At 62.4% G+C, this 19,893-nt stretch carries 13 protein-coding genes and 1 pseudogene; 9 read left to right on the plus strand and 5 right to left on the minus strand.

Annotation, left to right across the window (positions count from 1 at the left end; all coding sequences use genetic code 11):
• Both FH08_RS0140320 and FH08_RS0140325 read right to left on the minus strand, forming a co-directional pair.
• A pseudogene (locus FH08_RS0140320) lies at nt 1-2,506 on the minus strand (hypothetical protein); the annotation flags it as partial.
• Between the two features lie 402 nt (nt 2,507-2,908).
• Nucleotides 2,909-3,517 (minus strand): META domain-containing protein, encoded by a 609-nt coding sequence (locus tag FH08_RS0140325; RefSeq protein ID WP_031363787.1) that lies wholly within the window; start codon nt 3,515-3,517, stop codon nt 2,909-2,911.
• A 283-nt stretch (nt 3,518-3,800) separates the two neighbouring features.
• Here FH08_RS0140325 and purT point away from each other — a divergent pair, with 283 nt between their 5' ends.
• From purT to FH08_RS0140355, 5 genes are all read left to right on the plus strand, one after another.
• Nucleotides 3,801-5,075 carry a formate-dependent phosphoribosylglycinamide formyltransferase gene (purT, locus tag FH08_RS0140330; RefSeq protein WP_081889743.1) on the plus strand — a complete coding sequence of 425 codons (1,275 nt, stop codon included), beginning with the start codon at nt 3,801-3,803 and terminating at the stop codon, nt 5,073-5,075.
• A 67-nt stretch (nt 5,076-5,142) separates the two neighbouring features.
• Nucleotides 5,143-5,298 (plus strand): DUF6726 family protein, encoded by a 156-nt coding sequence (locus tag FH08_RS52285; RefSeq protein ID WP_326929010.1) that lies wholly within the window; start codon nt 5,143-5,145, stop codon nt 5,296-5,298.
• Nucleotides 5,299-5,428: 130 nt separating this feature from the next.
• Nucleotides 5,429-5,839 carry an MliC family protein gene (locus tag FH08_RS0140340; RefSeq protein WP_235210658.1) on the plus strand — a complete coding sequence of 137 codons (411 nt, stop codon included), beginning with the start codon at nt 5,429-5,431 and terminating at the stop codon, nt 5,837-5,839.
• Between the two features lie 356 nt (nt 5,840-6,195).
• Nucleotides 6,196-7,665, plus strand: a complete 1,470-nt coding sequence (locus FH08_RS0140345; RefSeq protein ID WP_031363790.1) for an aldehyde dehydrogenase family protein — start codon at nt 6,196-6,198, stop codon at nt 7,663-7,665.
• Between the two features lie 552 nt (nt 7,666-8,217).
• A complete protein-coding gene (locus tag FH08_RS0140355; RefSeq protein ID WP_081889745.1) occupies nt 8,218-9,825 on the plus strand; it encodes a DEAD/DEAH box helicase in 1,608 nt (535 codons plus the stop codon).
• A gap of 112 nt (nt 9,826-9,937) precedes the next feature.
• Here the strand turns inward: FH08_RS0140355 and gluQRS are convergent, their stop codons facing one another.
• Both gluQRS and FH08_RS0140370 read right to left on the minus strand, forming a co-directional pair.
• Entirely contained in the window at nt 9,938-10,840 is a 903-nt protein-coding gene (gene gluQRS / locus FH08_RS0140360) for a tRNA glutamyl-Q(34) synthetase GluQRS (RefSeq protein WP_031363793.1), read from the minus strand.
• A 99-nt stretch (nt 10,841-10,939) separates the two neighbouring features.
• Entirely contained in the window at nt 10,940-11,827 is an 888-nt protein-coding gene (locus FH08_RS0140370) for a sulfurtransferase (protein ID WP_075583444.1), read from the minus strand.
• A gap of 238 nt (nt 11,828-12,065) precedes the next feature.
• Here FH08_RS0140370 and dnaE point away from each other — a divergent pair, with 238 nt between their 5' ends.
• Both dnaE and FH08_RS0140385 read left to right on the plus strand, forming a co-directional pair.
• Complete coding sequence (dnaE, locus tag FH08_RS0140380; protein WP_031363796.1) at nt 12,066-15,626, plus strand: DNA polymerase III subunit alpha; 3,561 nt, start codon at nt 12,066-12,068, stop codon at nt 15,624-15,626.
• Between the two features lie 11 nt (nt 15,627-15,637).
• The gene (locus FH08_RS0140385) at nt 15,638-16,735 is read left to right on the plus strand and encodes a glycosyltransferase family 4 protein (protein WP_031363797.1); all 1,098 of its coding nucleotides are present in this window, start codon (nt 15,638-15,640) and stop codon (nt 16,733-16,735) included.
• On the opposite strand, the gene FH08_RS0140390 is transcribed toward FH08_RS0140385, so the two are convergent.
• Nucleotides 16,704-17,471, minus strand: a complete 768-nt coding sequence (locus FH08_RS0140390) for a glycosyltransferase family 2 protein (RefSeq protein ID WP_031363798.1) — start codon at nt 17,469-17,471, stop codon at nt 16,704-16,706. The genes FH08_RS0140385 and FH08_RS0140390 overlap by 32 nt on opposite strands.
• Before the next feature lie 441 nt (nt 17,472-17,912).
• Here FH08_RS0140390 and FH08_RS0140395 point away from each other — a divergent pair, with 441 nt between their 5' ends.
• Together FH08_RS0140395 and FH08_RS0140400 are read left to right on the plus strand one after the other, a co-directional pair.
• Nucleotides 17,913-19,010 (plus strand): glycosyltransferase, encoded by a 1,098-nt coding sequence (locus FH08_RS0140395; RefSeq protein WP_031363799.1) that lies wholly within the window; start codon nt 17,913-17,915, stop codon nt 19,008-19,010.
• On the plus strand, nt 19,007-19,855 hold the full coding sequence (locus FH08_RS0140400) for a polysaccharide deacetylase family protein (RefSeq protein ID WP_031363800.1): 849 nt from the start codon (nt 19,007-19,009) through the stop codon (nt 19,853-19,855). Before FH08_RS0140395 ends, FH08_RS0140400 begins: the two co-directional genes overlap by 4 nt.
• The last annotated feature ends 38 nt before the right edge of the window (nt 19,856-19,893 follow it).

Genomic DNA, 19,893 nt, shown 5'->3' on the forward strand with positions numbered 1-19,893 from the left:
TTTCAGGGGCGGGAGGCGGGCTCGTACTCGCGCGCGGAAAGTGGACGACGTTCGACGCGTGGTCCGGCATCGGGTCGGGTTGCGCTTCGGGCGCGGTTTGCCATTGCGGTTCGGTTGGGCGGTCGGATGGCGTTGGTGTCGCGTATCCGTTCGGGGTCTCGGTGCTGGTTTCAACGCTCGTGCCGGTTTCGTCCGGCGTGGTGTGCGGCGTCTCGACGACTCTGAACGGCGGACGTGCGGCGCCCGCATCTGCTTGCCACGGCGGCGTGTGGACGTGGCCCGTGGACGCGGTTGCGGGGCTTCCCGGTAGCGGCGATGCGGGTGTCACCGGGACGATTTCATGCGTCGTCTGCACGGGGTGCGTTTGACCGGCGCGGACAGCCCACGGCGGGAGATCGGCGAGATCAACGGGCGTGTGCGCTGGTGTTGGGGTTGGCGTTTGCGTAGAAGGTGACGTCGTCGCGTTCGGCGTTGCCGGTTCCAGGCGCGTAAATGAACCGTTCGATGGGTTGGGCGCGGGGTTGCCGGCAATGCCGGAAGAGGCCAGATGCGCGATTCCATCGATGTCGGCCAACCCTATCGGATTCGACGTCCGATTTGTGGCCGCGTCGTTGTCGGCGCGCTGCACAGGTGGTTGCGACAACGGGTTCGAACGTAGATCGATCGATTGAGTGGTGACCGGCGCCGTTGCCTGGGTTTGCTGGATACCGTTGTCGCGGGGTGTCGGCGATGCAGGATAGGGCAGGGCGCCGTTGTTGCGGATGTCCGCGTTGCTCGTGCTTGCGTACTCGCTGGTCTCCGGCTGCGTCGACTCTCGTACGCTAGGCTGGGTGCCCGAGGCGAACGTGTAGCCGTCGCGTAACGAAGCGCTCGACGAATACGTGCCCGCAATACTCGATGCCGACCTCGACGCGACGCCTTCCGCCTCTCCTGGCTGCTCGGTCTGGTTCGCGGATGAGCTGGTTATCGGCGATACCGGATCGGTCGGGAGCGTTGCCGCGGGCGTACTAATAGCTGAGGAGACTGGGGGAACGGAACCGGCGGGGGAACGAGCCGAGGCGGCCAGCGTACCCGAAGTACCCGAAGCGTTCAAGGCCGCTGCGTTATGTCCGTTGCCCGCACCATGTGTATCTGGCGACGCTCCCGCTTCCCGTGCGGCATCGGCGTCGCCTGCGCGCGTGGTCCATTGCGCCGTGATTTGTTCGATGGAGCGCAGCGTCTCCTTGATATGTTCAGGTGCTGGCGGAGGACCGGCGGGCTTGGCGGGAACCGCCTCGGACGCCGTTGTCGCAGCGAAAAAAGAGTCGATCGAGACGACCGGAGGAACCGACTTGCCGGAGCCAGGGTTCATCGATGTATTGCGCGAAGCGGCGTGAGGAACGCTGGAGGAACCCGACGCACGAACGGCGCTCGGTGCGCTCCGGTTCAGCGATGACCGCGATACGTCTGGACGCCGCGACGCGGCAGTATCCACCGAATGGGCGGTTGCGCGTGTTGTCGAGGTCCCAGCGACAGCAGAAGGCAAGGTACTCGCCGTACCCGCCGCACTCGCGCCGCGCGAGATGCCAGCCGATCCAGCTCCTGTCGCCGCCGCGTTCACACCCGCTGCACTTTCCCGCATTCCCGACGACGCTCCCGCCCCCGAGCCGGTCTTCAACCAGCCCGCCGGCGCGATGGGTTCGAGCGGCTCCCGCGCGCCTGCTCCACGAGCGCTGTGCGAAGCGGCCGGGCGTGCATCGGGGAAGCGGTCCGAATAGCTGTCTTTGGCCTCACCCGGTTCACGATGTGTCGGTGACAAGGGTTCGATCGGGCGCGCAGCCTCGGGTCCGCGCAACGGCCGCTCTGCGTCGCTACGCCGTGCCGGCTGCGGACGCCAGACTGTCGGCCGCTGATAGCGCCCGCCCTGGCGTTGCGTCGCTGTCGGCAAGCCGAGCGCCGGAGCATCGTGCGAGGCTCTGCCAGAAGTCGTGACACCGCTCCCCACCGCGCTCCCTGACTTGAAACTGCCGAGACCCGTGCTTGCACCCCGCGTTTCCGCCTTGTCGCGCGATGCTCGTCCGCGTGCCGGTTTCTCGCGGACCGTCCGTTCCCTTGGCGTGAACCACTCGGGTTTCAGACCCAGGCCGAACGCGCCGTTGGCCCAGCCAAGCGTTTCGCGCCACTGGAACCCGCAGAGCCACGGCAAGCTGATCAGGAACACGACGGCCGCACCGGCCCCCACGCTCAGCGCAGCCGGCGTACTGACGACGCCGGCCTGTCCGCCCAGGCCGACTAGCAACGCGTGCCCGAGATGGTCGATATCGGTGGCGAATGCGAAGGAATGAAACAGTGCGGCTTCGAGCGTGCAGCTCGCGAGGAGCACGCAGAAGAAACCTAGCCAAAGCCGAATCGTGCCCGGACCGCGCAGGCCGCCGCCGTTGGGAAGAACGGACTTGACGATGCGCCAGAGAAGGGGGATGAACCAGACGGCCGAAGCACCGAACCAGCCGAAAACTACCGTGTGCATGCAAGGAACCAGGAATGATGTAAGCGATGTGAGCAGCGAACCCAGGCTCGGACAAAATGAATCAGATGAATCGATAACACCGAGTTTAACCGCCCTGAACGCGGCGAGGGCGGGCGGTGGTCAAGCGATCAAGCATTCGGCCGCAGGTAACGATTGATGCATCGAGACGATGTCAGCCGGGTCAGTGGGCGTTCACATTCCGATTTGAAGTGGAATAGTCAAACGAGCCGCCAGACGAAAAATCAACACGTTTAACGAAGTCAAACGCCCGGGCGCAGAATCCCTTGACTCGACCAGGCGCCAACGCCCAACAGATTCCGCGACGACCGCCCTTAATGCAACGGCCGACTCTCGACCTCGACCGTCAAAACCCCCGACCCTCCAAATTGGCCCTCATCGATCTCAAGGTTGCGCTGCTTGTGTGAACGTCATTACGTCGCCGTTCTTGAGCGTGATCTGCAATTGCTGCGGCGGCTGCATTTGCACGCCGGTCTTTTCGATCTCCGTCAGCCCGTGCAGGAACGGTTGTTCGAGCGCGCTGCCCGGTCCCGGCGCGCAGGCCATCCGCGTGCTGGCAAGAGGGCCGAAAGAGAGCTTGCCGTCGGCCAGGTCGTAGGTGCCGGCGAAACGGTTGCATCCGGAAAAGCCGTTCGTTTTGCGTTGGCCGCCTTGCGTCGAAAAATTCAGGGTGATCGGCGCCCCGCCAGCGCTGTTGCCAGAACTACCCGCCGGACTCGACGGGACCGGGCGCGTCTTGCCATCGGCATCAGCCCAACTGGTGAGTTGCCATTGGGTATCGTCGAGAAGCTGGGTTGCGGCCGGGTTGTAAGGATCGGTCGGCGGTGCGGCGCTGTCCGGATGCGTCGGCATCGTGCAACCTGCTAACGCCGCTCCGAAAGCGAGGGTCACGATCGACGCCACGGCGGCAAATGTCGGCCTGGAACGCGGGAACGCAGCATGGACCCGGCTGCGCGCCGAAACACGCGCAGGTTGCGAACGGGAAGGCTGCATCGACATGGAATTTCCTCGGGAGCTGGCAAAACCGTAAGGGTATCGCACTCGTCCTAAGATTGACCAAGGCAGATTGCGGCAAAGTCATAGCAACATGTAAAGAAAAGTTAGCCGAGCCTCCCGTTCGATGAAGCGGAAGCGCCCGCGCATACGGCCGGTGGCCATCCTCCACGTCAACCCGGTTCTGCCGGGCCGCGGCCGGAGCCGCAACACCGATCGCGTCTCTGAAAGGGTGCGCATGTTAACATTGCGGGCTTATCAGGCCTCTTTTTCTGGAGCATCCATGCAGAGCGCGAAGTCCGCTGCGTCCGCCGTTTCTTCCCCTCAATCCGGCGCGCAGCCGGTGAATCAGCCGGCGAACATCGGCACGCCGCTCACGCCCGGCGCGACGCGCGTGATGCTGCTCGGCGCGGGCGAACTCGGTAAGGAAGTGATCATCGCGTTGCAACGCCTCGGCGTGGAGACCATTGCAGTCGACCGTTACGCCGATGCCCCCGGCCATCAGGTCGCGCATCGTTCGCACGTGATCGACATGACCGACGGCGCGGCATTGCGCGCGTTGATCGTTTCTGAACGGCCGCATTTGATCGTGCCGGAGATCGAGGCCATAGCAACCGATACCCTCGCTGAAATCGAAGCCGAGCAACTCGCCGTTGTGATCCCGACCGCGCGCGCGACGCAGCTCACCATGAACCGCGAAGGCATTCGCCGTCTCGCTGCTGAAACGCTCGGCCTGCCGACGTCGCCGTATGCGTTCGCCGAGTCGCTCGACGAGATGACCGCGGCGATCGGCAAGATCGGTTTTCCGTGCGTGGTGAAACCGGTGATGTCGTCGTCGGGCAAGGGGCAGTCGGTGCTCAAAAGCGCCGCGGATATCGAACCGGCCTGGCAGCACGCAATGGCCGGCGGCCGCGTCAATCACGGCCGGGTGATCGTGGAAGGGTTTATCGACTTCGAGTACGAGATCACGCAGCTCACCGTGCGCGCGGTCAGTCCGGAGAAGGGCGACCTGCAGACGTATTTCTGCGAACCGATAGGCCATGTCCAGGTGGCGGGCGACTATGTGGAATCGTGGCAACCGCAGGCAATGAGCGCAGCGGCGCTCGCAAAATCGCGCGATGTTGCCGAGAAAGTCACCACGGCGCTCGGTGGCCGCGGATTGTTCGGGGTCGAATTGTTCGTGCGCGGCGACGACGTCTGGTTCTCCGAGGTCAGCCCGCGACCGCACGACACGGGTCTCGTCACGCTCGCCACGCAGCGCTTCTCCGAATTCGACCTGCACGCACGCGCGATCCTCGGCCTTCCCGTCGATACAACGTTGCGCGCGCCGGGTGCATCGGCGGTGATTTATGGCGGGCTGGACGAAGCGGGCGTCGCGTTCGAAGGCGTCGCCGATGCGCTCGCCGTGCCCGACTCGGACCTGCGCCTGTTCGGCAAACCAGAAAGTTTTGCGAAGCGCCGCATGGGCGTCGCGCTCGCAACGGGACGCGATACCCACGAAGCGCGGGAACGCGCGAAGCAGGCCGCGTCTAAGGTAAGACCCGTCTCCACTCGATGACGGCAACACGCCGCCGGCGGCGAGCTTTTCGCGGGCGGCACGGAGGTTTCAAGTGAAATGGTGTGCGATGGTCGCGCTGTGCGCGACGTTGGTTGGTTTGGCGGGGTGCGGTGTGGCGGCGGCGCCGTGCCGGGTGGCATCGGCGGGATTGAAGATGGTGCCGTTGGTCGGCCATGTCGCGGCGGCGCCGACCGATGTATGCGCGGACGTAATCGATCCGTGACGAGCATTGGGTGAGTAGTTTGAAGGCGTCGGCTATTCCGGCAGGCCGGATTCGACGCCGCTCCGTGCATCTGAAGCCTGGCCGATGCACGGCGGGTTCATCGGGAAAGAAGCAACGAAAGGATGCAAAGATGAAGGATGGAAATAAGAAGGCGCTTATCCAGCGGGTCGAACCAATGATCAGATCGGTCGCTTTGACGGCCGGTACGCTGTGTCTCGCGGCCGTGACCCATTCGGCAGTCGCAATGCCGCTGACCGTGCCACAGATTCAGACGGCGACGACCAACACGCTGCGTTACGAATGCCACGGCGGCAGCACGCTGACCGTGCAGTACATGAACACGAAGAACAAGCAGAGTTTTGCGCTTCTGACCGTCGATGGCCGGAAAATGCTGTTTGTGAACGTGCTGGCGGGGTCGGGGGCGAAGTACGTCGGCGATCACTACACATGGTGGACCAAAGGCCCGGAAGGTTCGCTCACCGACGACACCGCCGATCCCAACGGCCCGCCCATGCTTGCCGACTGCAAGACGGGCAGCTAGAGCGCCGTTCGAACGCATGATGAAAGAAGAGCCCGTTCCGATTCACATCGGAACGGGCTCTTCGCATTCGACGTCCGATCCTGCAGAAAATCCTTAAACCTCAACGCACGTGAGGGTTGAAGGCTAACCCTGCTGCCGACTTGAAACCGGGCCGTGGCCGGCAACATCGAATGGCTATCCGGAGTAAGGTTGTGTTCTTTCGCGCAGACCGCGCGCGGGTCAACTGACCTTAAACGGACGGCCAGGCGCCGCGCGACCCTCGTGAAACCTCTGTGCGCCCTTCACGTGGCCATCATCCCGCAACGCCCGAAATCCAGCGGCTTAGCGCGCAACTTTAGACACATGGGGAGGCTGACATGCTGAAGAAAACCTATCCGTATTACCTGGCCAACGTTGCCGTCGCGGCGAACACGGACCTGGAAGTCACCGATAAATTCAGCGGCGAAGTGGCCACCCGCGTGGCAATGGCGGACGCCAAAGCGATCGATGCGGCCATCGGCCACGCCGTTGCCGCGCAACGCGCGATGCGCGAATTCAAGCCGTATCAGCGTCAGGCGGTGCTCGATCATTGCGTGAAGCGTTTTCGCGAGCGTTTCGACGAACTCGCCGAGGCGCTGTGCATTGAAGCCGGCAAGCCGATCAACGATTCGAAAGGTGAGGTCACCCGTCTTATCGATACCTTCAGGGTCGCAGCCGAGGAGTCGGTGCGCATTGACGGCGGCATGATCAACCTGGAGATTGCGCCGCGCGCGGCTGGTTATCACGGCTATTACAAACGCGTGCCAATCGGACCGTGTTCGTTCATCTCGCCGTTCAATTTCCCGCTGAATCTCACGGCGCACAAGGTTGCGCCGGCTATCGCGGCGGGTTGCCCGTTCGTGTTGAAACCTGCGAGCCGCACGCCGGTCGGCGCGCTCATCATGGGCGAAATCCTCGCCGAAACCGATCTGCCAAAAGGCGCGTTCTCGATCCTTCCCGCTCATCGCGACGGTGCTGATCTTTTCACCACCGACGAACGATTCCGTCTCCTGTCGTTCACCGGATCGCCGGCGGTCGGCTGGGAGCTGAAGAAAAAAGCGGGCAAGAAGAAGGTCATCCTGGAGTTGGGCGGCAATGCAGCGGCCATTGTCGATCGCGATCAGGCCGACCGGCTGGACTACGTCGTGGACCGGTTGGCGTTCGGCGCGTTCTATCAGTCGGGGCAAAGTTGCATCGGCGTGCAGCGGATCCTGATTCACGCCGATATCTACGACGCGTTGCGCGAAAAGCTCATCGCGAAAACGAAGTCGCTGAAAATGGGCGATCCGAAAGATGAAAAGACCTTCGTTGGCCCGATGATCTCCGAATCCGAGTCGAAACGGCTGGCCGGCTGGATGGAAAGCGCCGTGGCGAGCGGCGCGAAAATCATCGCGGGCGGCAAGGTCGAGGGCGCAATGTTCGAAGCGACGCTGCTGGAAGGCGTCAAGCGCGACCAGGACCTGTACCGGAAGGAAGCGTTCGGGCCGGTCGCCATACTCGAAAAGTTCACGGACTTCGGCCAAGCTCTTGAAACGGTCAATGACAGCGACTTCGGCCTTCAGGCCGGCGTGTTCACGGACAGCCTCACCAACGTGAATCTTGCGTGGGACGAACTGGAAGTCGGCGGCGTGGTCGTCAACGACGTTCCGTCATTTCGCGTTGATAACATGCCGTATGGCGGCGTGAAGGATTCCGGGCTGGGCCGGGAAGGCGTGAAATACGCGATCGAGGACATGACGGAATTGCGTCTGATGGTCGTCAGAGATGCGCCGAAACCCGCACCGAAACCGGCGCAGAAACCGAAATAGGCTGTTATGGCAATCGGGGTCGCCGCGCCGAGGCCCGTCCGGCCGGGCTTCCCGGCTATGGGCGGCCGCTGGAGGCGCGTCGCTGATGAACGTGATGGCAGGCGGGGGAGTGCTACAATAGCGGGCTTTCCCGGAGTCCGAACGCCTCACCCGACGGTGATTGAGAGTCGGACGGGAGGCCTGGTCGCTGGGCTGGCAGGCCGATGTTCTTCCCTGTCGCTTGCCAAAGGCTTGCCAAGGTTTTCATGCCCGCGGCGGTTGCCGTCATGTTGGCCGTCATGGTCAAGCAGCACCAGCACTTGCCACTCGTACTTAGCCGTTTGCACTTGCTTTGTACCGTACTACGCCATCCGGTTGCGTCAGACCGGATCAAGCGAGGATTCGCAGCAATCGAAACCCTGCGGGTCTGAAGTCCGCGCGTTGATCGTCGTTTGCCGGTTGCATCGACGAAACACGCGGTTCTTCTTCATCCGATGTCCATGAGCGGTGGAATGACCGCTCGCGCGCCGCTCCGGCGCATTTTTAGCGAAAGCGAAAGCCACCAAAGTCACCATGTCCGATTCCGTCGCCACGAACCCGTCCGCCGCTTCATCCGACGCCGCACCCGGGGCTGATTCCAGCACCGAAGTTCAAGCGAGTCTTGCCGCGCCTGTTGCCGCGCCCGCTCCCGCGCTTGAGTTGGGCGCCACTGAATCCGCCGTGCCCGGTCCCGTGCCCACGTTCGACCAGTTCGGCCTGTCCGCCGACATCCTGCGAGCGGTGGTCGATTCCGGTTACACGATTCCCACGCCGATCCAGGCGCAAGCTATCCCCGTGGTGCTGGCCGGCCGCGACATGATGGGCGCCGCGCAAACGGGCACGGGCAAGACGGCGAGCTTTTCGCTGCCGATCATCCAGCGCCTGCTGCCCATGGCCAGCACGAGCGCATCGCCCGCCCGTCACCCCGTGCGCGCGCTGATTCTCACGCCGACGCGTGAGCTCGCCGACCAGGTTGCCGCGAACGTGCAGGCCTATTCCAAGCACACGCCGTTGCGCAGCACGGTGGTGTTCGGTGGTGTCGACATGAACCCGCAATCGGAAGCGCTGCGGCGCGGGGTTGAAATCCTGATCGCCACGCCCGGGCGCTTGCTCGATCACGTTCAGCAAAAGACGCTGAATCTCGGCCAGGTGCAGATTCTCGTTCTCGACGAAGCCGACCGGATGCTCGACATGGGCTTCCTGCCAGATCTGCAGCGCATTCTGAATTTGCTTCCGAAGGAACGTCAGACGCTGCTGTTTTCCGCCACCTTCTCGGGTGAAATCAAGAAGCTTGCAGCGACCTATTTGCGCAATCCGCAAACCATTGAAGTCGCGCGCAGCAATTCCACGAACGCGAACGTGCGGCAGATCGTTTTCGAAGTCGCGGAAAGCGATAAATCCGGTGCGGTGACGCAACTGATTCGCGAGCGCGGCCTGAAGCAGGTTCTCGTGTTTTGTAACAGCAAGATCGGCGCGAGCCGGCTGGCGCGCGTGCTGGAGAAGGACGGGATCGTTGCGACGGCGATTCACGGTGACCGTACGCAGGGCGAGCGCATGCAGGCGCTCGATGCATTCAAGAAGGGCGAGATCGAGGCGCTGGTTGCAACCGATGTGGCCGCCCGGGGTCTCGACATCACCGACTTGCCGGCAGTGATCAACTTCGACCTGCCGTTCAGCGCGGAAGATTACGTTCACCGGATTGGCCGTACGGGTCGCGCGGGCGCAACGGGTGACGCTTTGTCGTTGTGCAGCCCGAACGAGCGCAAGCAACTCGCCGATATCGAAAAGCTGATCAAACGGCCGCTCGAAGTCATGGTGCTGAAGGTCGACGTGCCGGTGCGGCGCGAATCGTCTTCTGCGCCTCGTCGCGAAGAGCGCTCGGGCCGGCCGGAGCGCGGTGAACATCGGCATGCGCGCAGCGAGGAGCCGCGTCGCCGTTCGACGTCGTTCGAGCGTTCGCATACGCGTCAGCAACCTATCGACGATTTCTTCCTGAAGCCGTACGTGCCGTCGGCGGCATCGACGAGAAAAACGCAGGACGACGCCGCTGCGGAAGCCGAACGCAAGAGCACGCCGCGTCAGCCGCTGGCTGCGCTACTCGGCGGTTTGGGTATGCCGCGGAGAACGACTTCGGGGTCTTGAGGTTATTGGGTGGTTGTTAGGGTCAGGGTCAGTGGGAAAACGATGAAGCGGCAGAGATGCCGCTTTTTTGTTTTTTTTAACGCTCTTTTTTCAACGCTCTGAAATCAACGCCCTAAATCGCGAACCGCTTTGCCCACTGCGCCGTTACATCGGAGAAAAACGCTTGGAACGAACTGGCCGGGGACGGGTGCAGACCGAGATGCTTCGCCGCTTGCGTCAACTCAACCAGCGGGGCTCCGGTATCAAGTGCTGTTGCGCCCGTTTGCTTACTGAGTTTCTCACCTTGCTCGTTCACTATGACGGGCACGTGCAGATAAGCAGGCGTTGAAACACCCAGGCAGCGCTGCAAGTAAATCTGGCGCGCAGTCGAGTCCAGCAGATCGGCGCCCCGCACGATATGCGTAATGCCAGCATCCGCGTCATCGACGACAACCGCCAATTGATACGCCCACTCGCCATCCGCACGCTTCAGCACGAAGTCGCCGACGTCGCTTGCCAGATCCTGCGTCTGCATTCCCTGCCAGCGATCCTTGAAGCTCATAACGGCGGCGTCGCCATCAGGAACGCGCATCCGCCACGAGCGCGGTGCTTTGCCATGCAGCCCGTTGCGACACGTGCCCGGATAAGCCAGCGTGGCGTGTCGAGCGTGGCCGGCGTGGCGGTTTTGGCCGACCGCGAGCGAATCAGCTATCTCGCGGCGCGTGCAACCACACGGAAACACGAAGCCGGCGGTCAGTAATTGGTCGAGCGCCCGCTGATATGCAATTTCACGCTGACTCTGCCAGACCGGTTGTTCGGCGGAAAACATGCCAAATCTGCCGAGCGTGTTGAGGATTTCCTCGGCCGCGCCCGGCACTGTGCGCGGGCCGTCGACATCTTCAATCCTTACCAGCCACGTTCCGCGATGAGCCCGTGCATCGAGAAAACTCGCCAACGCGCTCACCAGCGAGCCGAAATGCAGCGGACCCGTGGGTGAGGGCGCAAAGCGGCCCCGATAGCCCGGTTCAGGGTTCATCCCGCCCGCCGACCTGTCGACGTAAGCTGCAACGCGGCCATCAGATCAGCGCGGAGCACGCGATGAAAGATCGTCCGCTTGCGTTTCAGCGATGCATGCCTACGATTCATGCCGGCCATGGTTCGGACCGGGGAACGACGCTTGGCCGTCTGCGGTGATCGCCGCGTGTGCCTCGTCGGTATCGGCTGCGTCGTCTTCCGTGCTTGCCGTGGCTGCCGAAGTTCGATCCTCTCCGTTCTGCGCAATCGCCGCGGGTTCGAGCGCGGCATTCAACGCCGTCCGGTGATCGAATACAAAACACTCACCGTGGTAATGCGCACCGCCCACTTCCTCGAAGTACTTGAGAATGCCTCCCTCGAGTTGATAGACGTGGTCAATACCCACTTCCTTCATGTGGATCGCCGCTTTCTCGCAGCGAATCCCGCCCGTACAGAACGACACCACCGTCTTGCCTTCGAGATCCGCACGATGCTCCTCGATCACGCCTGGAAACTCGCTGAATTTCGCGATGCGGTAATCGAGCGCCTGATCGAACGTACCGACGTCGACTTCGAACGCATTGCGGGTATCCAGCATGACAACGGGACGGCCCTCGTCGTCATGGCCCCGATCAAGCCATGACTTCAGCGTGGCAGCGCCGACGGACGGCGCGCGCCCCGATTCAGGCCGGATCGCCGGCTTTTTCATGGTGATGATTTCGCGCTTCAGCTTCACGAGCATCTTGCCGAACGGCTGAGTCGCTGACACGCTTTCCTTGAACTCGAGATCGGCGAATTTGCCCTCGAAGAGCGGATCCGTACGAAGGTAGTGCATGAACGCGCCAATCTGTTCCGGCTCGCCCGCGACAAACAGGTTGATGCCCTCCGGCGCGAGCAGGATCGTGCCGCGCAGGCCGAGTCGGGTGCACCGGTCCACAATCAGCGGACGCCAGTCGGCGCCGCTCTCAATGGTCACGAACTTATACGAGGAAAGGTTGACGATGCTCATGACGCAAATGCTCTTAAAGTGCTGGAAAACGGGCGTTGCCGGAGGAAAAAGCGGTTTCAACAAGCGCCTGAGGCGTTCATCGAATTCGTATTATCCCGCAAACGGCGCGCGCTTCCGACTAGACCGATCGGCCGATGCCTCCACGCCGATGCGGCACTTTTTTCAAGCAACTTGATTCGCCTAGACCAAACGGCTAACGCAGTCTTCGGAGCGAATTTCGCGAATAGGCGCATGTACAATATCGTTCATGTCAGATCCCCGCTTTGTCCATCTTCGTGTTCACTCCGAATTCTCGATTGCCGACGGCATCGTGCGCCTTGACGACGTCGTTAAAGCCGCTGCCAAGGACGGTCAGGGCGCGCTCGCGCTGACCGATCTCGGCAACGCTTTCGGCCTCGTCCGTTTCTACAAAGAAGCGCGCGGCAAGGGTGTCAAACCCATTGCCGGCTGCGACGTCTGGATCACCAATCCCGCAGATCGCGACAAACCCGCGCGGTTGCTGTTGCTGGTGAAAAACCAGCGCGGTTATCTCAACCTGTGCGAGTTGTTGTCGAAAGCCTGGTTGACGAATCAATACAGGGGTCGCGCAGAAGTCGAATACGAGTGGCTGGAAAGCGGGTTGTCGGAAGGCTTGCTCGCGCTGTCGGGCGCGCAGCATGGCGATATCGGCATGGCGTTTGCCGCCGGAAACGACCAGGCAGCGGTTCGTCACGCAGAGCGCTGGAGCAAGCTCTTTCCGGGCGCGTTTTATATCGAGTTGCAGCGCGCTGCGTTACCGGGTGGCGAGACCTATATTCAACAGGCCGTCGCACTGGCCGCGAAGCTCAAGCTGCCGGTAGTCGCTACGCACCCCATGCAGTTCATGACGCCGGACGATTTCACGGCGCACGAAGCCCGTGTGTGTATTTCCGAGGGCGATATCCTCGCAAATCCGCGGCGTCAAAAGCGCTTCACGACTGAGCAATATTTCCGCACGCAAGAAGAGATGTGCGCGTTGTTCGCGGACATTCCGTCGGCTCTCGCCAACACAGTCGAAATTGCGAAGCGCTGCAACCTGAAGCTCGAACTCGGCAAGCCGAAATTGCCGCTGTTCCCAACGCCCGATGGCATGTCGCTCGACGACTACCTTGTGCATTTGTCGAAGGAAGGTCTCGAGAAACGGCTGGTCCAGCTTTATCCCGATGAAACCGCGCGCGAAGCGCAGCGCGAGACGTATTACGCGCGCCTGGAATTCGAGTGCAAGACCATTATCGGCATGGGCTTTCCTGGCTACTTCCTGATCGTCGCCGACTTCATCATGTGGGCGAAGAACAACGGCGTACCGGTCGGTCCGGGCCGTGGCTCGGGCGCGGGTTCGCTGGTCGCGTATGCGCTGTTCATTACCGACCTCGACCCGCTCAAATACAACCTGCTGTTCGAGCGTTTCCTGAACCCGGACCGTGTGTCGATGCCTGACTTCGACATCGACTTCTGTCAGGAAGGGCGAGACCGCGTCATTCAGTACGTGAAGCAGAAATACGGCGCGGACGCCGTGTCGCAGATCGCGACCTTCGGCACGATGGCGGCGAAGGCCGCCGTGCGGGATATCGGCCGGGTGCTGGATCTCGGCTACATGTTCACCGATGGCATCGCCAAGCTGATCCCGTTCAAGCCGGGCAAGCACGTGACCATTGCGGACGCATTGAAGGAAGAGCCCACGCTGCAGGAACGCTTCGACAACGAAGACGAAGTGCATCAGCTGATCGAACTCGCGCAACGCGTGGAAGGGCTGACGCGTAACGTCGGCATGCACGCGGGCGGCGTGCTGATCGCGCCGGGCAAGCTCACCGACTTCTGCCCGCTTTATACGCAGGGCGAAGACGGCGGTGTGGTCAGCCAGTACGACAAGGACGACGTGGAAGCGGTCGGGTTGGTGAAGTTCGACTTCTTGGGACTGACCACGCTCACCATTCTCGACTGGGCGGAGAGGTACATCCGCCGGCTGGATCCATCGAAGCAAGACTGGAATTTGTCGCAGGTTCCGCTCGACGATCCCGCCTCGTTCCAAATCCTCAAGAAAGCCAATACGGTGGCAGTGTTTCAGCTGGAAAGCCGCGGCATGCAGGGCATGCTGAAGGATGCACAGCCTGACCGTTTCGAGGACATCATTGCGCTGGTGGCATTGTATCGGCCGGGTCCAATGGACCTGATCCCGAGCTTCTGCGCGCGTAAGCACGGCCGCGAGATCGTCGAGTATCCGGACCCGCGTGTGGAGTCCGTCCTGAAAGAGACCTACGGCATCATGGTCTATCAGGAGCAGGTGATGCAGATGGCGCAGATCATCGGCGGATACTCGCTCGGTGGCGCCGACTTGCTGCGTCGCGCGATGGGTAAGAAGAAGGCCGAGGAAATGGCCGAGCATCGCGAACTGTTCCGGCAGGGCGCGGCGAAGAATGGACTGACCGCGACAAAAGCCGACGAAATCTTCGACTTGATGGAGAAGTTCGCGGGCTACGGTTTCAACAAGTCGCACGCGGCCGCTTACGCGTTGCTCGCGTATTTCACGGCATGGCTCAAGGCGCATCATCCGGCCGAATTCATGGCGGCGAATATGTCGCTCGCCATGGACGACACGGACAAGGTCAAGATCCTGTTCGAGGATTGCATCGTCAACAAGATGGCCGTGTTGCCCCCGGACATCAACCAGTCGGCGTACCGGTTCGAGCCGGTTGCCGAAGCTAACGGCACGCGTTCGAAGACCATTCGATACGGCCTCGGCGCGGTGAAGGGCAGCGGGCAGAGTGCTATCGAAGAAATCTTGCGCGCGCGGGAAGAAGCGCCGTTCACCGATCTCTTCGACTTCTGCATGCGGGTTGACCGGCGCATGGTGAACCGGCGCACGGTGGAAGCGCTGATCCGTGCCGGCGCGTTCGATTCGCTGCATGACAACCGGGCGCAATTGATTGCATCGGTGCCGCTTGCCATGGAAGCGGCCGATCAAGCCGCGGCCAACGCCATGCAGTCCGGTCTCTTCGACATGGGCGACGAACCGCAACAAGGCCATGATCTCGTCGATGAAGCCATGTGGTCGGACAAGAAGCGCTTGCAGGAAGAAAAGAGCGCGCTGGGCTTCTACCTCTCAGGCCATCTTTTCGATGCCTACAAGAGCGAAGTGCGGCGCTTCGTGCGCCAGAAGATCGGCGAGTTGAAGGAAGGGCGCGACAAGCTTGTCGCAGGCGTGATCACCACCATGCGCACCCAGATGACCCAGCGCGGCAAGATGCTGATCGTGAATCTGGACGACGGCACCGGCCAGTGCGAAGTGACCGTGTACAACGAGCAGTTCGAGGCGAACAAGGCGCTCTACAAGGAAGACGAGTTGCTGGTCGTGCAGGGCCAGGCGCGCAATGACGCGTTTACCGGCGGCATCCGCTTCACGGTGGAAGCGGCCATGGATCTCGAACGCTCACGCAGCCGCTATGCGCAGGCGGTGAAGGTGGAAATGAACGGCAACGCTGACGCACTGCGGCTGAAGAAAGTGCTGGAAGCGCATAGCGCGCCGCCTGAACAGGCTGTTGCACCGGCCGCGGTGCAGGCGCCATCGCGCGGAGGTTCGCGAGGCGGCGATCGCGACGGTGGTCGTGGCCAGCGGCCGCCCGTCCATATCCCGAATGGCCTAAACGTGAGCATCGTGTATCGCAGCGAGCATGCGGAGGGCGAAGTACGGCTCGGCGACGCGTGGCGCGTCAAGCCGACCGACGATCTCATCACGGCATTGCGCGGCGAATTCGCGGGAAGCTCAATCGAAATCGTGTATTGATGCGCGCCGGGATGAAAGTCGCCATCTCCGCCAACGCGCTGAAACTGAGCGGTGGACTTGAGCGTTACGCGCTGGACCTGATCCGGGGGCTCAACGCGGCCGGATTCACGGGCGAGCGTAAGCCGGTGTTTTTCGCGCGCAAGATCGATACGTCGCAGCCGGAAAGCCAGATGGTCGATACGCGCCGGATCAACGTATCGTTCCTGCCTTCCAAGCTGCGCGACACGTACTACAACTGGGCGCTCAAACGGGCGCGCAAGAAAGCGCGAGTGGATCTTCTGATTGGCTGCAATCGTGTGGAGTCCTCCGAGATAGCGATTTGCGGCGGTACACATATCGGCTTTCTCGCCGCGACCGGTCGGCACGAGCGCCGCTCGGACAGCCGCCAGATTGTGCTTGAGCGTTTGCAATACGAGCAAGCCGGCGTGATCGTCGCTCACTCCGACATGATGCGCGACGAATTGCGCTCGCTCTACGGTGTGGCCGACTCTAAGATCCGCGTGCTTTATCCCCCGGTGGACGGCACGCGCTTTTCCCCCGTGCCGGACGAAAAGCGCAGCGAGCTGCGCCGCCAGTTTGGTTTCGCCGATCACGAAATCGTGCTGCTGTTTCCATCGAGCAGCCACGAGCGCAAGGGATTGCCGCTGATCGAGGCGGCGCTGCGCGACAGCGGCCTGCCGGTGGTGGTTGCGGTGGCTGGGCGGCCGCCCGCGCAGACCTCGGCGCAGGTGCGTTACATCGGCTATGCAAAGAATATCGAGGATGCTTATCGGGCTGCCGATTTCACCGTGCTAGCCTCGAAGTACGAGCCGTTCGGGCTGGTCGGTATCGAATCCGTGATGTGCGGCACGCCGGTGATTTTTCCAACCAGCGTAGGCTGTTGCAGCGCGATTTCGGACAACGCAAAATTTACCTTCGAGCCGGGCGACGCAGATGGCCTGCGGCACGCCGTTCGGCGTGCACTGGATGCAAAAAGTACCAAAGTGACAGCGGCGTCCATTCTCTACGACACCAGCATTGCCGCGCACATTGCGTTGTTGCTGGCGCTCGCCGAGGGCATCGCTGCCGACATGCCGGTCAGCGCATCCGGTTCAGTTCAGAGAGCTTGAGAAACCGGTAATACACGGTCTGCGCGTTGAACACGGCAATCATGAAACCTGCACGGCCGTCGAGAAAACCGCGTCGCAGAAGGTAGGTACGGACAAAAGCCCACGCCCCGCGCAGCACCGCAGTGGCCAAGCTGCCGCGTTTTCCCGCCGCGTGGCGTTGACGCGCCCCGGCCGTGGAATAATTATCCAGCTTGCGCAAGACAGTCTCGAAGTCCTCGTAGGAATAGTGCATCAGCTTGCCCTGCAGGCGCGCGACCTTGGTGGCATCGGGGTTCGTCAGCACCAGCCGCTCGTGCACGAGGTCATCGGAGAAACGGGCTGTGCCTCGTTTGAACAAACGCGGAATCCAGTCTGGATACCAGCCGCTGTGCCGCACCCATTGCCCGCAAAAATTCGACAGCCTGTCTACCGCGTAGACGTCGGCTTGCGGCTTCGAGAGGGCCGCACGGATCGCGGCGCCCAGATCCGGCGACACCACTTCGTCCGCGTCGATGGACAACACCCAGTCGGTCGTGAGCGCATCGAGTGCACGATTTTTCTGCGGCCCGAAGCCAGGCCAGTCGGGCGCCTCGACCACGCGCGCGCGATGCGCCTCTGCTATGCCGACGGTTGCATCGGTACTGCCGCCGTCGATCACGACGATTTCATCGGCGAAGGAAACCGCTTCCAGACACTGCGCGAGGCGTGCGGCTGCATTGAAGGTAATGAGGGCAATACCGAGCGTTGGACGGGTCATGGGGCTTAAGCGTGGGGTATGCGAATTGCTATAATTTGATGCAAAAAATTTCAGCGGTGAATGCTGCGTTTATAGTCGCTGTCTCGTTGCTTGTCTCGTCCGTAACAGGGCCTGCCAGGCTTGGCGAGACCGGGTGAATTCACGCCATACGCGTTCCGCATCAATCCTGGCCGCCCGGCCACCGTTATACCAGACGAATGACCACATGCCGCCGGTCGGCAGGGCCATGGGCTTGAAAAGCCGCGGCCGGCCGGGACCGAATGCCTCGCCGGAGAAGATGCAAACGCAAGCGACCAGGCGCACGGGATTCAGCGCGCTGACATTGCACATGAAGCACATGAGGCGCATGAAGTACACCAAACGCGGGGCCACGGCCCGAAGTCCAACGTCAGCGCCATTTCCCTTGAAACTATCAAGATTTACCCGGAGTTCGCCATAGTAATGAAACCGCTGAGAATTTTGCACAGCGAATCGTCCAACGGGTGGGGCGGTCAGGAGCATCGGACGTTCAAGGAAATGCTCGCGCTGCGCGAACGCGGTCATTCGCTCGAACTCGTGTGCGTGCCGGGTGCGCGGCTCGGCGAGCGCCTTGCTGCGGAAGGTTTTACGGTCCACACCACGACCATGCGTTCGGGCGCCGACGTCAGCGCGGTTGCGCACATGCGGCGCATTCTCAAGCAAGGCCGCTTCGATGTGCTAAACACCCACAGCGGCCGGGACAGCCTGCTTGGCGGCGCTGCCGCGCGGCTTGCGGGCACGCCGCTGATCGTGCGGACCCGGCATCTGGCGCTCGCCATCACGTCGCGGGCGACCTACACCTGGCTGCCGCACAAGGTGGTGGCGGTGAGCCAGTCGGTGATGCGTTACCTGGTGTCCGAGGGTGTGCCGCAGAAGGATATCGTCACGATCTATACGGGCATCGTCAAGTCGCAGTCCGTGAGCCGCGCCAGCTCCACGTTGCGCGCGGAACTGGGTCTTGGCGAGGATGCCGTGATCGCGGGCACGGTGGCGATCATGCGCGACAAGAAGGGGCATCCCGACCTGATCCGGGTCGCGAAACCGTTGATCGACCAGCGGCCGAACCTGCACTTCGTCTTCGCCGGCGACGGTCCGCTCTTCGACGAAATTCAAGCGGACGTGCAAGCGCAAGGTCTTGCCGGCCACATCCACTTACTCGGCCTGCGTCGTGATATCCCGAACGTATTGGCGGGTTTCGACCTGTTCGTGCTGCCGACTCATCAGGAGGCGTTGGGCACGTCGTTCATCGAGGCAATGGCAGCAGGCCTTCCGGTGATCGGGACGGCGGTGGACGGGGTGCCGGAAGTGATCGATGACGGCGTGAACGGCCTGCTCGTGTCCGCACACGACGACCCCGCGCTGGCCGCTGCAATGCTGCGCCTGGTCGACGCGCCAGACGAACGCCGCCGTATGGGCGCGGCCGGTTTGCGGACCACGCAGACGCGCTTTTCCGTCGATACCATGGCTAGCGAGATGGTCGCGTTTTACCGAAGCAGCCTGAGCGAGCGGGGTGTTGCATGAACAAGCCGCTGAACACGAAACGGAACCCGGCGCGCTCCGTGCCCGTGCTGATGTATCACCACGTGAGTCCGGCGGCGGGGGCGGTGACGGTGTCGCCCGAGCATTTCGCGGATCAGATGGCCATGCTCGCACGCGAGGGGTACACCACGCTCGGCGCACGGGCGTTCAGCGAATATCTGGCTGGCAAGCGTGTGCCGGCGAAGTCGGTCGTGCTCACGTTCGACGACGGTTATCTCGATAACTGGGTTCACGCGCATCCGGTGCTCGCCGAACACGGTTTTACGGCGCTCGGATTCCTTGTGTCGGGCTGGGTGGCGAGCGGCCCTGTGCGCCCGAACGCGGCGGACTCCGCATCTGCCGAAAGCTTGCCGAACCTGCTGGGCCACTCGGCAGCGAAGGCGGCAATCGAGGCCGGTGAGACCGACCGGGCCGTCATGCGCTGGTCGGAAATCGATGCAATGCGTCAAGCCGGGACGTTCGAGTTTCACAGCCACACGCACACGCATACTCGCTGGGACCGCGTGAGCGCGAATGCATCCTCCAAACGCGCGAGCCTGCGCGACGACCTGCTGCAAGCAAGGGCGGCACTCGCGCAGCACCTCGGGGACGTCTCGGATCATCTGTGCTGGCCGCAAGGCTACTTCGATACCGACTACGTGGAAGAAGCGCAAGCAGCGGGTTTTCGCCATCTGTACACCGTTGAGCCCGGCACGAACCGGCGTCACGGCGATCCAGCGCGCATCTTGCGCCTGGACGTGCGCGACAAGCCGGCCGCGTGGCTGAAAAGCCGTCTGTGGGTGCATAGCCGGCCGCTTCTCAGCCGCCTTTACCTGAAGGTCAAATGACGGCGTGCCGCCGGTTTGCACGTCGCTTGCTGAGTCAC

It is taken from the genome of Caballeronia sordidicola, assembly GCF_000729995.1.
Lineage (GTDB): Bacteria > Pseudomonadota > Gammaproteobacteria > Burkholderiales > Burkholderiaceae > Caballeronia > Caballeronia sordidicola_A.